The organism is Synechococcus sp. RS9916, assembly GCF_000153825.1.
Classification (GTDB): domain Bacteria; phylum Cyanobacteriota; class Cyanobacteriia; order PCC-6307; family Cyanobiaceae; genus Synechococcus_C.
This window is the reverse complement of record NZ_DS022299.1, coordinates 676,655-691,507: the sequence shown is the minus strand read 5'-3', so window position 1 is coordinate 691,507 and position 14,853 is coordinate 676,655. Positions and strand designations below refer to the sequence as shown.

At 59.3% G+C, this 14,853-nt stretch carries 15 protein-coding genes and 1 tRNA gene; 9 read left to right on the top strand and 7 right to left on the bottom strand.

What is annotated here, in order from left to right; translation table 11 throughout:
* Window positions 1-7 precede the first annotated feature (7 nt).
* The gene (gene purN / locus RS9916_RS03780; RefSeq protein ID WP_038024137.1) at window positions 8-688 is read left to right on the top strand and encodes a phosphoribosylglycinamide formyltransferase; all 681 of its coding nucleotides are present in this window, start codon (window positions 8-10) and stop codon (window positions 686-688) included.
* Here the strand turns inward: purN and argC are convergent.
* The gene (argC, locus tag RS9916_RS03775) at window positions 679-1,785 is read right to left on the bottom strand and encodes an N-acetyl-gamma-glutamyl-phosphate reductase (RefSeq protein ID WP_007097917.1); all 1,107 of its coding nucleotides are present in this window, start codon (window positions 1,783-1,785) and stop codon (window positions 679-681) included. The genes purN and argC overlap by 10 nt on opposite strands.
* A 122-nt stretch (window positions 1,786-1,907) precedes the next feature.
* Here argC and ribBA point away from each other — a divergent pair, with 122 nt between their 5' ends.
* Window positions 1,908-3,560 (top strand): bifunctional 3,4-dihydroxy-2-butanone-4-phosphate synthase/GTP cyclohydrolase II, encoded by a 1,653-nt coding sequence (ribBA, locus tag RS9916_RS03770; protein WP_369791601.1) that lies wholly within the window; start codon window positions 1,908-1,910, stop codon window positions 3,558-3,560.
* A gap of 14 nt (window positions 3,561-3,574) precedes the next feature.
* Here the strand turns inward: ribBA and RS9916_RS03765 are convergent, their stop codons facing one another.
* Complete coding sequence (locus tag RS9916_RS03765; protein ID WP_369791592.1) at window positions 3,575-4,000, bottom strand: peptidylprolyl isomerase; 426 nt, start codon at window positions 3,998-4,000, stop codon at window positions 3,575-3,577.
* 78 nt (window positions 4,001-4,078) lie between these two features.
* Between RS9916_RS03765 and mtnP the strand changes: the two genes are divergently transcribed.
* Window positions 4,079-4,996 carry an S-methyl-5'-thioadenosine phosphorylase gene (gene mtnP, locus RS9916_RS03760; protein ID WP_007097914.1) on the top strand — a complete coding sequence of 306 codons (918 nt, stop codon included), beginning with the start codon at window positions 4,079-4,081 and terminating at the stop codon, window positions 4,994-4,996.
* On the opposite strand, the gene murQ is transcribed toward mtnP, so the two are convergent.
* Genes murQ through dnaK form a run of 4 tightly spaced genes read right to left on the bottom strand, consistent with a single transcriptional unit; the run spans window position 4,983 to window position 9,308 of the window.
* Window positions 4,983-5,942, bottom strand: coding sequence for an N-acetylmuramic acid 6-phosphate etherase (gene murQ, locus RS9916_RS03755; protein ID WP_007097913.1), 960 nt, complete (start codon window positions 5,940-5,942; stop codon window positions 4,983-4,985). The genes mtnP and murQ overlap by 14 nt on opposite strands.
* A 6-nt stretch (window positions 5,943-5,948) precedes the next feature.
* Window positions 5,949-6,350, bottom strand: coding sequence for a DUF3110 domain-containing protein (locus RS9916_RS03750; RefSeq protein WP_007097912.1), 402 nt, complete (start codon window positions 6,348-6,350; stop codon window positions 5,949-5,951).
* Window positions 6,351-6,394: 44 nt separating this feature from the next.
* The gene (locus RS9916_RS03745; RefSeq protein ID WP_007097911.1) at window positions 6,395-7,327 is read right to left on the bottom strand and encodes a DnaJ C-terminal domain-containing protein; all 933 of its coding nucleotides are present in this window, start codon (window positions 7,325-7,327) and stop codon (window positions 6,395-6,397) included.
* Window positions 7,311-9,308, bottom strand: a complete 1,998-nt coding sequence (dnaK, locus tag RS9916_RS03740; RefSeq protein ID WP_007097910.1) for a molecular chaperone DnaK — start codon at window positions 9,306-9,308, stop codon at window positions 7,311-7,313. The genes RS9916_RS03745 and dnaK overlap by 17 nt, the downstream gene beginning before the upstream one ends.
* 147 nt (window positions 9,309-9,455) lie before the next feature.
* Here dnaK and pstC point away from each other — a divergent pair, with 147 nt between their 5' ends.
* The 3 genes from pstC (at window position 9,456) to pstB (ending at window position 12,200) form a co-directional block, all read left to right on the top strand.
* A complete protein-coding gene (gene pstC / locus RS9916_RS03735) occupies window positions 9,456-10,406 on the top strand; it encodes a phosphate ABC transporter permease subunit PstC (protein WP_007097908.1) in 951 nt (316 codons plus the stop codon).
* Window positions 10,406-11,305 (top strand): phosphate ABC transporter permease PstA, encoded by a 900-nt coding sequence (gene pstA, locus RS9916_RS03730; protein WP_007097907.1) that lies wholly within the window; start codon window positions 10,406-10,408, stop codon window positions 11,303-11,305. Before pstC ends, pstA begins: the two co-directional genes overlap by 1 nt.
* Before the next feature lie 127 nt (window positions 11,306-11,432).
* Entirely contained in the window at window positions 11,433-12,200 is a 768-nt protein-coding gene (gene pstB / locus RS9916_RS03725) for a phosphate ABC transporter ATP-binding protein PstB (RefSeq protein WP_007097906.1), read from the top strand.
* A gap of 50 nt (window positions 12,201-12,250) precedes the next feature.
* On the opposite strand, the gene RS9916_RS03720 is transcribed toward pstB, so the two are convergent.
* Window positions 12,251-12,337 (bottom strand) — tRNA-Ser (locus RS9916_RS03720).
* A gap of 53 nt (window positions 12,338-12,390) precedes the next feature.
* Here RS9916_RS03720 and RS9916_RS03715 point away from each other — a divergent pair.
* From RS9916_RS03715 to RS9916_RS03705, 3 genes are read left to right on the top strand one after another with little or no spacing between them, the layout of a single operon-like run.
* The gene (locus tag RS9916_RS03715; protein ID WP_007097905.1) at window positions 12,391-12,759 is read left to right on the top strand and encodes a 2Fe-2S iron-sulfur cluster-binding protein; all 369 of its coding nucleotides are present in this window, start codon (window positions 12,391-12,393) and stop codon (window positions 12,757-12,759) included.
* A gap of 5 nt (window positions 12,760-12,764) precedes the next feature.
* Window positions 12,765-13,652, top strand: coding sequence for an inositol monophosphatase family protein (locus RS9916_RS03710; RefSeq protein ID WP_038024135.1), 888 nt, complete (start codon window positions 12,765-12,767; stop codon window positions 13,650-13,652).
* A gap of 21 nt (window positions 13,653-13,673) precedes the next feature.
* Window positions 13,674-14,852: an ATP phosphoribosyltransferase regulatory subunit gene (locus tag RS9916_RS03705; protein ID WP_007097903.1), complete on the top strand. Its 1,179-nt coding sequence runs from the start codon at window positions 13,674-13,676 to the stop codon at window positions 14,850-14,852.
* Window position 14,853: the final 1 nt, after the last annotated feature.

Genomic DNA, 14,853 nt, shown 5'->3' with positions numbered 1-14,853 from the left:
GGTCGGAATGCCCGCTTTGTCGAACACTAGCCACAGGAAACCCATGGTTGGTCAAGATCTTGATGCTCTGGTGACACCGGCGCAGGGTGACTGGCCTCGTTACACCACGCCACTGCGGTTGGGCGTGATGGCATCGGGCAGCGGCAGCAACTTTGAAGCCCTGTTCGCCGCCACCCAGCAGCATCTTGACGCAACCATCGAGGTGCTGGTGGTGAACAATCCGGGTTGCGGAGCCCAGCTGAGAGCGGAACGGCTTGGTGTGGATTGCATCGTTCATGACCATCGCCAGTACACCAATCGAGAAGATCTCGACAGCGCCCTAGTGAGCACATTTGAAGCAGCGCAAGTGGAGGGTGTGGTGATGGCCGGGTGGATGCGCATCGTGACCCCAGTGCTGATTGGGGCCTATCAGGGCCGACTGATCAACATTCATCCGTCCTTACTTCCCAGCTTTCGAGGTTTGGACGCCGTCGGCCAGGCGTTGAAGGCGGGCGTTCGCCTCACTGGCTGTACGGCCCATATCGTCACTGCAGAGGTCGACACCGGACCTGTCATCGCTCAGGCGGCAGTCCCGGTGATGGACAACGACGATCACCAGTCCTTGTCGGAGCGAATCCATCGACAGGAACATCGAATCCTGCCTTGGGCCGTTGCCCTCAAAGGACGTGATTGGAAGGCTCAGGGATAGAAAGGCTCCAGGGGTAGTCCTGTCGTGGCGGGCAAACCAGCCATCAGGTTGAGGCACTGCACACCCTGGCCGGCCTGACCTTTCATCAGATTGTCGACGGCGCTCATCAACACCAATCGGCCTGTGCGACTGTCGACCTGCACGGACAGCAAAGCCTGATTCGTGTGCTTTGCCCACTTCGTCGCCGGATAAGTGCCGACGGGGAGCACACGCACACAGGGGTGGTGGCGGTAGACCGCCTCAAGCACTGTGGTGCAGTCGTCGGCGGTAAGACCGGGATCCCGCAGACGGGCATACACCGTTGAGAGCAGACCTCGCACCATCGGCACCAAGTGGGGCGTGAACTGCAGCTGAATCGGACATGCGGCTACAGCACTGGCGATCTGTTCAATTTCCGACGTGTGACGGTGGCCCACAACGCCATACGGCGTGATCGATTCCGACGCTTCAGCCAATAGAAGATGCTCCTTCGCGGCCCTGCCTCCACCCGAGGTGCCAGTTTTGGCATCAATAATCAAGCCATCGGTTTCGATCAGGCCTTGCTTCAGAAAGGGCAGTAGGGGCAGCAGGCTGGTGGTGGGGAAACAGCCCGGAGCGGCCACCAAACGGGCTTGGGCGATCTCTGGACCAAACCATTCGGGCAATCCATAAACGGCGTCCTGACAGAGCTGGACGTCAGTTCGCTGATGCTTTTGGGCCTCTTGCACATACACCTGAGACCACTCCTCGAGGGAGCGATAGCGGTAGTCAGCCGACAGATCCACCACCCGAACTCCCCGTTCAAGCAGGTCAGGGACCAAATCACTGGCAAGTCCGTTGGGGAGGCTCAGCACAGCAAAGTCAGCCGTCTCAGCGATGCGTGCTGGATCCGGAGTTTCAACAACGGGATCATCCAGAAGGGGCAGGAACGAACAGATTTCGCTCCAATGCTTGCCGGCACTGCGCTCACCACCCAGAAAGGTGATGGCGAATTGTGGATGCCGTTGCAGCAGCCTCAGGGTCTGTAGGCCCCCATACCCGGACGCACCCACCACAGCGACGCGTCCGACCAGCCCAGCGGTGGAAATCGGAGCCTGAGCCGTTGGGGTGGACTGCATGCGTGCTTAAAAGCTTGGGCTGATCGTACCGATGTCGATAATGAATGCAGAACGTTGGCCTCTGAAGACCCCTGAGCACGCCTTCCGCCGCTGACACGACCTCCAACATTCGCTTCGATTCGATTCCCGACGCCCTCGCCGCCATCCGCAACGGCGAATGCGTTGTCGTTGTGGACGACGAAAGTCGCGAGAATGAAGGGGATCTGATCTGCGCGGCTCAATACGCCACCCCCGATCAGATCAACTTCATGGCCACCCACGCCCGGGGCTTGATCTGTCTGGCCATGGAGGGGAAGCAGCTCGACGCTCTCGATCTGCCTCTGATGGTGGATCGCAACACGGATGCCAATCAAACCGCCTTCACGGTGAGCATCGACGCCGGACCCGAACATGGCGTCTCAACCGGAATTTCCGCCGAAGATCGTTCCCGCACCATTCAGGTCGCTTTGCAAGCGGATGCCCGTCCGTCTGATTTGCGCCGACCTGGGCACATTTTTCCGCTGCGAGCCCGACAAGGTGGTGTCCTGAAAAGAGCGGGTCACACCGAAGCTGCGATTGATCTCTCAGCACTGTCTGGTCTGATTCCTGCCGGTGTGATCTGTGAGATCCAGAACCAAGACGGTTCCATGGCCCGTCTTCCGCAATTGCGGGACTACGCCGATCAATGGAATCTCCGCCTGATCAGCATTGCTGACCTGATCCGCTACCGACTCGACAACGAACGGTTTGTGGTGCGTCAAGCTCACGCTTCATTGCCCAGCGCCTTCGGCGATTTCAAAGCGATTGGTTATCGCAACGCGTTAGACGGCAGCGAGCATGTGGCCATCGTCAAAGGTGACCCAGCCCAGCTGAGCGAGCCAGTGTTGGTGCGCATGCATTCGGAATGCCTCACAGGTGATGCTTTCGGTTCCCTGCGCTGTGACTGTCGACCCCAGCTCGAAGCCGCCTTGCGCCAGATCGAGGCGGAAGGCGAGGGGGTTGTGGTGTATCTCCGCCAAGAGGGCCGTGGCATTGGTCTGATCAACAAACTCAAGGCCTACAGCCTTCAAGACGGAGGCCTCGACACCGTCGAAGCCAACGAGAAGCTCGGTTTCCCTGCTGATTTACGCAATTACGGCGTTGGCGCTCAGATCCTCAGCGATCTCGGGATTCACCGCCTACGGCTGCTCACCAACAACCCACGCAAAATTGCTGGTCTTGGCGGGTATGGATTGGAAGTCGTGGATCGCGTGCCCCTGATCATTCATCCCGGCGACCACAACGCCGATTACCTGGCTGCCAAACGGGACAAATTGGGCCACCTGTTTCAGGCAGGGGAAGCCTCCGCAGAAGCAGGCAACTCCCCCTCGAACCGTGGAGGACACCCCTCCATCAGCACAACCGTGGTGAGCTGGGACGGTGACTTGGATCTCTTGCCCCAAATTCGGGCCCGCTGTGAACAGGACGCCCAGAGCCTGAACCTCGTGCTCACCCCAACGTCGTCTCCCCGGCTTCTCGCCCTGTGGGAACGCCCCCAAGTGGCCTGGCAGATCGACAACGCGCTGGACAATCAGGCTGGAGCCTCGTTTGCGACCCGACTGCAGTCGCTGCTCGAGGTGATGGCGTCTTGGCCTGAAACGCGACGGCTGGGGTTTTACTCGGCTGCGTCGGTGGATCAACTCAATCACCCCTCACAAACCCTGGAGCGGGTTGAGGAGCCTTTGGATCAATTAAGGACGGGGCTGATTGGAGTACAGGGCCGGTTGCAAGAACCGACCCTTGTGCAATGGAGCTAATCGGTGACTCAGGGTCAGTCCTGAACCGTCACCTTGTTGATGCGTGAGCCGTTTTTCAGGGCCAGCACCACATCCATGTCACCGGTCTGACCGAACACGGTGTGAACGCCATCAAGGTGAGGCTGGGCTTCATGCACGATGAAAAACTGGCTTCCGCCGGTGTTCTTGCCGGCATGGGCCATCGACAGCACACCAGGAGCGTGCTTCCGGCTGTTGATCTCGCAGTTGATCGTGTAGCCAGGGCCACCGGTTCCCGCCATGCCACGGGCGCCTTCACGGGAATTGGGGCAACCGCCCTGTGCCATGAAGCCAGGAATCACACGGTGGAACGCCAGGCCGTCGTAGAAGCCCTCTTTGGCCAGCTTGACGAAGTTTGCCACGGTGTTCGGAGCGTCGGTTTCGAACATCTCGAGCCGGATCTGACCGGCGTCGGTCTCCATCAGAACAGTCGTCAAAGCGCTGCCAATCAAACCACCATGCTACGCAGATGCAGGATGGTCTGACCTTCCGTCGACGCCATGCCCAACGACGCCAATCAGGACAAGCTGCAGCAGGCCCGCGTTGGCGTGATTGGTGGCAGTGGCCTCTACGCCATCGAAGGGCTCACCGATGTGACGGAGGTCGAGGTCAAGACGCCATTTGGAACTCCCTCCGATGCGTTTCGCATCGGACGCCTGCACGGTGTTGATGTGGTGTTTCTGGCGCGTCACGGCCGGCACCATCACCTGCTCCCCAGCGAAGTTCCTTACCGCGCCAATCTCTGGGCCATGCGCTCCCTTGGAGTGCGCTGGCTGATCTCGGTCTCCGCCGTCGGCTCCCTTCAGGAGCACCTCAAACCGAGAGACATGGTGGTGCCTGAACAGTTCATCGACCGCACGATGCAACGGCCCGCGAGCTTCTTCGGCAAGGGTTGCGTTGCCCATGTGAGCCTGGCCGATCCCTTCTGTTCCCACCTCAGCTCGCTGCTGGCGGATGCTGCAGAACGGGCCATGCCGAAGGGTCAGACGCTTCATCGTGGTGGGACCTACCTCTGCATGGAGGGCCCCGCCTTCTCAACCCGCGCCGAGAGTGAGCTTTACCGCAGCTGGGGGTGTGACGTGATTGGAATGACCAACCACACCGAAGCACGGCTGGCCCGTGAGGCGGAGATCGCCTATGCCTCTCTGAGCATGGTCACGGATTACGACTGCTGGCACACCGACCACGATGCCGTGAGCGTGGACATGGTGATTGCCAACCTTCAGGCCAATGCCACGGCCACCGGTCCGATTCTTCAAGGGGTGATGGAAGCGTTCACCGAGAAGCGCCCGCAATCAAGCGCCCACAACGCCCTTGCCGATGCGCTGATGACGCGACCTGAAGCCGTGCCAGGAGAAACTCGCGAGGCCCTCGACCTGTTCACCAGCCCTTACTGGGGTGAATTCAAGCCGTCCTGAGGGCGGCTCCGCAGTGGGCTAGGGCAGGACGCAACTGTTGATGGTGCTCATTGAGCACCGTCCTGGCCTGTTCTGCATCGAGATCAGCGGCTGCCATGAGCAGGGCCAACTTCACCGACCCCTCCGATTGACGCAGCAAGTCCATCCCCTGCTCCCGGGGGACATCAGCGAGGTCACGCAGGATCCGTAGGGAACGGTCCACCAGTTTGCTGTTGGTGGCAGCCACATCCACCATCCGGTTTCCGTAGACCTTGCCGAGACGCACCATCACGGAGGTGGAGATCACGTTGAGGGCCATCTTTGTGGCCGTTCCCGCTTTCAGCCGCGTGGAGCCGGTGAGCAATTCAGGACCCGTGAGCAGGCGGATATCGATCGTGCATGGCATGGCTGCCTGATCGGCAGGCACACACGCCATGGCAATGGCCAAGGCTCCAGTGCTGAGGGCGTAATCCAAGGCTCCGTGCACGAAAGGCGTTGTCCCTCCAGCCGCGATGCCCACCACGCAGTCCCCCTCGCACAGACCACGACTCCGCAACTCATCGGCCCCTGCGTCTCGGAGGTCTTCCAGCCCTTCGGAACTGCGCAACAAGGCAGGTGCCCCTCCAGCCAAAACCCCTTGCACCAGCTCAGGAGGACTGCAGAAGGTCGGAGGACATTCCGCAGCATCCAGTACGCCGAGCCGCCCCGATGTACCGGCACCGACATAGAACAAACGTCCACCGGCAGCAAGGCGGATGGCAATTCCTTCAACGGCCTGGGCAATGGACTCCGACGCTGCTGCCACAGCCTGTTGCGGTTTGACGTCTTCGCTGATGAATAAATCGACAAGATCAGCGACGGGCAGGGTGTCGAGTTGACGACTGCGGGGGTTGGACTGCTCGGTGAGCAAGTGACCGCGATCGTCTGACGCGTCAACCACTGGCTTGGGGGACAACGATCTGCTCATGGCCGGTCAGAGCAGTCCTTCAAGCTGGCGGCGAATCGCATCCAGCTGTTCATTGGAGTCGGGAACGTCAGGGGTCGCACTGCTTTCAGACTCCTCATGCCAATTGGTCACATCCCTGTTGGCGGAAGGGGGGGCTAACAACAAACGTTCTTCGTCGGTCTTGGGCACAAATCCTGACTCCACCAACCGCGCTTCGTAGCCCGCCTGCCGGCAGAAAATCTCGATTTCCTCTCGGTCCAGCGCCTCGATCGAAGGAACTGGGAAGTCTTGCGCCTCCAGTAAACCCGCATAGCGCTCCGCGTCGTCAGGGTTCTCGAACATCAGCACCACGGTGGAGCCGGAGAGCTCAAGGGAGTGAATGCCTTCACTGTCTTGTCCGGCGTCGTAGAGAAGAACGTGAACCAGCATCCGTGCCTAAGTCGCAGGCCCAGTTTGTCACTGAAGCCGGGGGTTCAGCTCTCTGAGGACTCAAGCGCTAGTTCTTGAAGCCGGCGATACAGAGCCCGCTCGGCATCACTCAACGCGGCAGGAATCACCACCACAATCTCCACAAGCTGATCGCCACGGCGATCATCCGCTTCCAGCCCACGACCACGCAGTCGCAGCAAACGACCACTGGATGACCCTGGAGGAACTTGGAGCGTGACGGGGCCCATCAGGGTCGGAACATCCACAGCACAACCAAGAGCGGCATCAGCCGGCAAGAGCTCAAGCCGGTAGAGAACGCGCAATCCATCAATGCGAAGGCCTTCATCCGTCTGAACCTTCAACTGGAGGAAATGGTCCCCTCCGCCAGGCGTGACGCCTGCCAACCGCAGTCTCCATCCGTCACCGGCAAGCGGGGGTGTTTGCACCTCAACAACAGTTCCATCCGACAACTCAAGCTCCACCGCCGTGCCGTGCAGGGCCTGATCTGGTGTCAACAAGACGTCAGTCTCCAGACTTTGGGCCGCCTGGACTGGCGGTGGAGGGGGTGGAGCCGCTGTGGCGGGCCAGCGTGAGCCAGGGGCATCGTCTGTTTCAAAGCCTGGATCGTGGGCGTCGATCGACTCCGGCGATTCCGCACGGGGACGACGACGAGGCCCGTCCCCAAGCACCACATCGAGATAATCCTCGAAAGAAGGGAAACCGCTGGCGAAAGGATCAACGTTGGTGGTGCCTGGTTGCTCCCGGCCTTCCCAGACGCGACGACGCTTCGGGTCACTGAGCACCGCGTAGGCCTCATTGACCAATTTGAACCGTTCCTCCGCTTGGCGATCGTTGCCGTTGAGATCGGGGTGCCAGCGACGCGCCTCCCGGCGGAAGGCGCGCTTCAGTGCTTCAGCGTCGCTGTCGGGATCCAGGCCAAGCAGCGACCAGTAGTTGGGCTCAGCGGTAGAAGTCATCGTCCCAGGGATCTAGCCCTTGCCGTGATCCGCCGTAGCGGCTTGCAGGAGGTCGGGAACTGGGCGCCGCCCATGGGTCGTCATCCCAGTCATCATCGGCAAACAATTCGTCCTTCAGAGAACCGAGAGTGTTGCGAATGCCCTGAAGGGGGCTGGCCTCAGAACGGCGTTCAGCGGAGAGACGTCGGTTGAGACCGAACAGAGCCTCCTGGAGAGCGCTGACCCCGAGCTCCAGCTCCTGCAGGTCATCCTGTTCCAGCAGATCCTGAAGATCACGCATCGCCATTTCAACGGCACGCTGCTGTCGTTCAGCGCCGTACGGACCAAGCTCGAGTGCTGCATCACGAAGTCTTCGCTCAGCCTGGGAGACCAGGGTGAGGGCACGATTGCGTCGCTCAATGGCGGCTCGAGTGCGGCGATCCTCATCAGCCCTGGCCTCCGCCTCTGCCAGCAGAGCCTGCAACTCGTCTTCGTTGAGGTTGGAACCACCCTGAATGGTCACCGACTGTTTACGACCCGTGGTGCGATCTGTGGCACTGACCTGGAGGATGCCATTGGCGTCGATATCGAACGCCACTTGAATCTGAGGAACCCCGCGAGGCGCAGGAGGGATTCCTGAGAGGCGAAACCGACCAAGGGATTTGTTGTCAGCCGCCATCTGACGCTCCCCCTGCCAGATATGGATCTCAACGGAGGACTGGTTGGATTCCGAGGTGCTGAAAACATCGGACTGCCGCACCGGGATCGGGGTGTTGCGTGGGATCAGCACTTTCATCAGGCCCCCCACGGTTTCCAAGCCCAGTGAAAGAGGCGTGACGTCGTTGAGCATCAGATCGCGAAGCTCACCGGTCAGGATCCCGGCCTGCACGGCAGCTCCAATCGCCACCACCTCATCGGGATTCACCGACTGACAAGGGTCATGGGGAATCAGGGTGCGCACCAGCTGTTGCACCATCGGCATGCGCGTACTGCCACCGACCAACACCACATCGTCGATATCTTCAGCGGCCCACCCTGAGTCCCTCAGCGCCATCTGCACGGGCACCAGAAGCCGATCCAGCAGATCCGGACACAGCCCTTCAAAGGTGGACCGTTCCAGGGTGGTTTCAATGTGGAGCGGACCGTCACTGCCCGTGGCAATGAAGGGAAGAGAAATGGGCGTACTGGCCACACCGGAGAGTTCCTGCTTGGCCTTTTCGGCAGCTTCGGTCAAGCGCTGAAGCGCCTGACGATCACGACGCAGATCGATGCCGTTCTGCTCCAGAAATGCCTCTGCCAACCAGTCGACAATGCGTTGATCAAAGTCATTCCCTCCGAGCTGGGTATCCCCATTCGTGGATTTGACATCGAACACGCCGTTGGCGACCCGAAGCAGGGAAACGTCAAAGGTGCCGCCGCCAAGGTCAAACACCAGCACGCGCTTCACCGCACTGCGGTCGAAGCCATAAGCAAGGGCAGCGGCCGTCGGTTCATTGAGAATGCGCTCAACCTGAATGCCCGCCAATCGACCCGCATCACGGGTGGCTTGGCGCTGGGCATCATTGAAATAGGCCGGCACCGTGATCACGGCGGCCTCGACGGGTTCGCCGAGATAGGTGGAGGCGTCATCCACCAGCTTGCGCAGGATGCTGGCCACAAGCTCCTCAGGGGCGTACTCCCGTTCGGTGACCGGGCAGGCCACCCGCACGTTGTTCTGAGAGTTCGCTCGAACGGTGTAAGGAACGGTGAGACTGGAATCGTCAAGCTCGTCCCAGCTGCGCCCAACAAAGCGTTTGAGGTTCGAATAGGTATTGCGCGGGTTCAACACCAGCTGCCGACGGGCGGCCTGGCCCACCAGGAGCTCTGATTCTTTGGTGTAACCCACCACCGATGGCGTCGTGCGCGTGCCTTCCGCATTGGCAATCACCTGCGGCCTGCCGGCCTCCAAGACAGCCACGACGGAATTGGTTGTTCCCAGGTCGATTCCGACGATCCGCCCCATGGCCATCACTAGGGAACTCCCACGCTACCGGCCCAAACCCAAAGCCCCAAGGGCAGATCGGGGTCGGATTTCCCCTGCCGTTAACACCCTCTTAGTGAACTCCAACACCCTCTACACGTAGTTTTTGAAGGTCAGAGCTGCGCTCGCATGCCCACAGACATCAGGGAGATGTACCGACTGAGGCATCGGCCGCCCTCGGAAAAGCTCGTGGATACAGGCTTCAACCAAGCAGCAGTGCTGATGGCCTCGACGGTGGCCATCGTCTTGTTCGCCATCCTGATCATTGTGTTCTCCGGTTCGCTGGAGTCCATGAAGCTCTACGGATGGAGATTCCTGGTCACATCCAGCTGGAACCCCGTTGACGACGAATACGGCGCGTTCACAGCCATCTACGGAACGATCGTCACCTCCTTGGTCTCTCTGGCCATCGCTGTTCCATTAGGGGTGGGCACGGCAATTTTCATCACCGAAAGTTTTATCCCCAAGAGAGCTCGCGAACTGATTGGCTTGATGGTGGAGCTGTTGGCCGCGATTCCGTCAGTTGTTCTGGGCCTTTGGGCCATTTTCGTGCTTGAACCTGTCTTACGTCCGCTCCTCACATGGCTGCATGACGCTTTCGGGTTCATCCCCCTGTTCAACACCGTTCCTCAGGGACCAGGCATGACCCCCGCCATCCTCGTGCTGGTGGTGATGATCCTGCCCATCATCACCGCGATTTCTAGGGATTCCCTCAATCAGGTTCCGATTCGTCTACGCCAGGCTGCCTACGGGGTTGGCAGCACCCGCTGGACGGCAATCCTTCAAGTGATCTTGCCCGCGGCCATTTCCGGCATCGTCGGCGGCGTGATGTTGGCCCTCGGACGTGCCATGGGAGAAACCATGGCCGTGACGATGATTATCGGAAATTCCAACAATTTCAGCTGGTCGTTGCTGGCTCCCGGTAACACCATTGCAGCCATGCTTGCCAATCAGTTTGGTGAAGCTGATGGCAGCCAGGTTTCTTCTTTGATGTATGCCGCTTTCGTGTTGATCATCCTGACGCTGGTGGTGAACATTCTGGCCCAATTGATTGTTAAACGACTGAGTCTTAAATACTGATGACTTCAACAATCCGAGAGGGATTCAGGCCAATACCCGATCTAGCCCTCAAAAAAAGCCATCCACGGAATATCACGGGTTCCATCCTGACAACCCTGGCGGGACTTTTTGCTCTCATCGCCGTTCTGCCTCTGGTGCTTGTGCTCGGTTACGTGCTCTACAAAGGAGCAAGCAAACTGAGCTTTGACCTTTTCTTTCTCGAGCAGCCCGCACCGGGTCTCGACTATGGCGGCATCGGCAACGCCATTCAGGGGTCGTTAATCGTCACCTTGATTGCGAGTCTTGTTGCCATCCCGATTGGCATCGGTGGAGGCGTGTTTTTAGCTGAATATTCCCGAGGTGGTTGGTTTGCTCAATTCATCCGTTTTGGCACCAATGTGCTCTCGGGAGTGCCTTCCATCATTGCCGGTGTATTTATCTATAGCTCCATCGTTTCGACACGGGTGCTGTTCGGCAACGCCTACAGCGCTATGGCCGGCGGCATTGCTTTGGCTGTGCTGATGCTTCCCACAGTGATCAAAACCACCGATGAGGGCCTGAAGCTGGTCTCCGATGACCTACGCCGAGGGGCTCTGGGCGTAGGGGCATCCCGGTTCGTCACGATTGTGAGAATCACCTTGCCTTCGGCTTCGCGGTCCATCGCAACAGGCATCGTGCTGTCCATTGCTCGCGCTGCAGGCGAAACAGCTCCTTTGATCTTCACGGCGCTGTATTCGCCCTGGTGGGCCGATGGGATCTTCAATCCGATCGGCACCTTATCGGTGTTGATCTACAAATTCGCCACCATGCCTTACGACGTGCAGAACGAACTGGCCTGGGCCGCTTCCTTTGTGCTTGTGGTGTTCATCCTCCTTCTCAACCTCATGGCACGGTGGATCAACCAATTGACCTCCCGTTAACCCCCCGAGCGAAGAGTTTTCCTCAGTCGTCCATCAACAGCTTCTTCAACCTTTAAACGCCCCACAGCTTCCCTCCATGACGGTCACTGCTTCTCTCAATACTCAAACCTCCTCTCAAGACACTTGCATGTCGCTTGAGAACGTCTCGATCAGTTACGGGGGCTATGAAGCGGTTCGCAACGTTTACTGCGAAATCCCCAGAGGGAAAGTCACTGCATTTATCGGCCCGTCGGGATGCGGCAAGTCGACTGTGCTGCGGTCTTTGAACCGCATGAATGACTTAATTGAGGGGTGCAGCCTGACTGGGCGGGTGCTTTTTGATGGTGCCGATCTGTATCACCCAACGGTCGATCCGGTGGAAGTGCGCCGTCGGATTGGAATGGTGTTTCAGCAACCCAATCCTTTCCCCAAAAGCATCTACGAGAACATTGCCTTTGGAGCCAGGATCAACGGCTACATCGGCGACATGGATGAGCTGGTGGAGCGGTCTCTCCGCCAGGCAGCCGTCTGGGATGAATGCAAAGACAAGCTTAAAGAGAGCGGTTGCTCACTCTCAGGAGGTCAGCAACAACGCCTGTGCATTGCTCGCACGATAGCGATTCAACCGGAAGTGATCCTGATGGATGAACCGTGTTCCGCACTCGATCCGATCTCAACATTGAAGATCGAAGAAACCATGCATGAACTGAAGAAAACGTTCACGATTGTGATCGTGACCCACAACATGCAGCAGGCCGTGCGTGTCAGCGACATGACCGCATTTTTCAATGCCGAGGCTCAAGAGGGTGGCTCCGGGAAAGTTGGCTATCTGGTGGAATTCAATCAAACAGACAAGATTTTCAACGCACCAACCCAGCAAGCCACCAACGATTACGTCTCCGGCCGTTTCGGCTGAACCTCGGTGTTTTAGGCATAAAAAAACCGGCCCTAGGGCCGGTAATGAAGCGGAGAGGGAGGGATTCGAACCCTCGATAGAGTTGCCCCTATACAGCATTTCCAGTGCTGCGCCTTCGACCACTCGGCCACCTCTCCAGCGGCTGATTGGGGCAATGCGAATGTAGCAGGGCACACGAGCGATTTCGTCCATGCCACGCACCCATCGGGTGACCATTCACTGGCGTCAGGAGCAGCGCACGATCACCCATGACGTGCCCGAGGGGGAGTACATCCTGCGCAGCTTCGAACTGCAGGGAGATCCGCTTCCGTTCTCTTGCCGCAATGGCTGTTGCACCGCCTGTGCTGTGCGGGTCCTTCATGGGGAGCTCGATCAGCGGGAAGCCATGGGATTGTCCCGTGAGCTGCGCGACAAGGGGTATGGACTGTTGTGTGTGGCCCGGGCAACGGCGGAACTGGAAGCCGAGACCCAAGATGAAGACGAGGTGTACGAACTGCAGTTCGGACGACACTTTGGCAAGGGCCAAGTGACTGCCGGTCTGCCCCTTGATGAGGAATGACATCGATGCCTGCCCCCGCGACTGATGCGGTTGCTTCTGCAGCGGGTCTCAACCCCGAGGCTCTGGCCCAGCTGCATGCCACAGCCCGGGCTGCTGCGGACTCTGGCGCCGCCGTGCTGATGGACCATTACGGCCATCTCACCAACATCCGCAGCAAGGGACGCCAAGGTGATCTCGTCACCGAAGCCGATGAAGGGGCGGAACAGGCTGTGCTCAGCCTTCTTCGGGATCAGACGCCATCCATCGGCATTCTTGCCGAGGAATCCGGGAGCATCGGGCCCGAGGTGGGCCTGCAGTGGATGGTGGATCCCTTGGATGGAACCACCAACTTCGCCCACGGCTATCCGTTTTTTGCGACGTCGATCGGCTTGTGTTGGAACGGTCGCCCCTTGCTTGGAGCGATCTCTGTTCCTTATCTGAAGCAGCTGTATCACTGCTGTCCCGGTGTTGGCGCCTTCTGCAACGACGACCCGATTGCGGTGTCGCGGTGTGATCAACTCCAAGACTCCTTGCTGGTCACAGGCTTCGCCTATGACCGCCACACCCGACTGGACAACAACTACGCCGAGTTCTGTTGGATGACCCATCGGACCCACGGTGTTCGTCGTGGTGGTGCAGCGGCCGTGGACCTGGCTTTTGTGGCGGCAGGCTTACTGGATGGCTACTGGGAGCGGGGTCTGTCCCCCTGGGACCTCGCCGCTGGTGTGGCTCTTGTCCAACAGGCCGGAGGCATCGTGACCGCCTATGACGGCAGCAATTTTCAAATCAGATCAGGAAAAGTTCTGGCCGCGAACCAAGCTCTGCACCAGCAGATCTCTCGAGAGCTCGCGAAGATTTCTCCACTTGAAGGCGCCTGCTTCGGGGAACCCGAGCTCCGGCACATGGGATCCTGAGTCAGCTTCGCTTCCACTGGGATGGCCCTGCAACCAGCCTCGGGCGCACGTGATCTCAACCCCCAGCAGGTCGAGCACAACAAAGCTCTGCGGGAACGCCTTGCGGAGGTGTATCGCTGTTGGGGCTACGAGGAAGTCTCTCCTCCCCAGGTGGAGCGGATGGAGACCCTCAAAGCCGGAGGGGGGATTAACAGCGCAGACATCGTGCGCCTGGTGGCCGATGAACCCCTGGGGCTGCGCCCAGAACTGACGGCCTCGATTGCCAGAGCAGCCACGACCCGACTCGCGGAGCGCCCTCGCCCTCTGCGTTTGTGGTCGACCGGCACCGTGTTTGAAAGTCGGCTCAGTGACGAGGGCGGCCAACGGATTGAGGAACAGCTGCACAGCGGGGTGGAGTTGTTTGGCAGCGGACAGGTGAATGGCGAGTTGGAATTGCTCTCCCTGCTGATGGCCTCCCTGGAGGCTCTTGAGCTCCAGCCGGGTCATGGAGCACGTTTGCTGGTGGGGCATGCGGCTCTGATGGAGCTGATGCTCGCTCCAATCGACAAAAACCTGCGCGATCAGGTCAAGGAAGCACTTGTGTCGTTTGATCGTTTACAGCTCGAACAACTGCCTCTTCCCTCAGAGCAGAGCCAGAGGCTGCAGCAGCAGATGGATTTACGGGGCACCCCCGAGCAGGTGCTCGAACAGCAACGTCGGTTGTTTGGCCCTCAACCGGTATTGAGTCAACTTGAACGTCTCTTGACCCATCTCGAACCCCTCGCGTCGCGGTTGGGTGTCACGCTTCAGCTGGATCCCAGCTTCCAACCTCACTTCGAGCTCTACGACGGCTTGGTGTTCCAGTTGGTGTGTCAAGGCACCTCTGCGCCGGTGGTGATCGCACGCGGTGGTCGTTATGACCGCGTGTTGAAACGCTTTGGTGCCGTGGGACCAGCGGCAGCAGGGCTCGGCTTCAGCTTCTGTCTCGACGACATTCGAGATCTCCCCTCAGCGCATCAACCGATGAAAACCAATGCAGAACGGGTGTTGGTGGCCTATGGGTCGGGAGCCAGCCTCGAAGCAGCTTTAAGGCGCCAGCAGGAACTGCATCAACAAGGCATCACTGCTGTTGTCGAGCTCGATCCTGTTTCAGGACAGCAAGCAGCAGAAGCCCTAGTGGAGAGCCATCAGTGCATCAGCTTGGTCTGGGTGGCTGACTAAG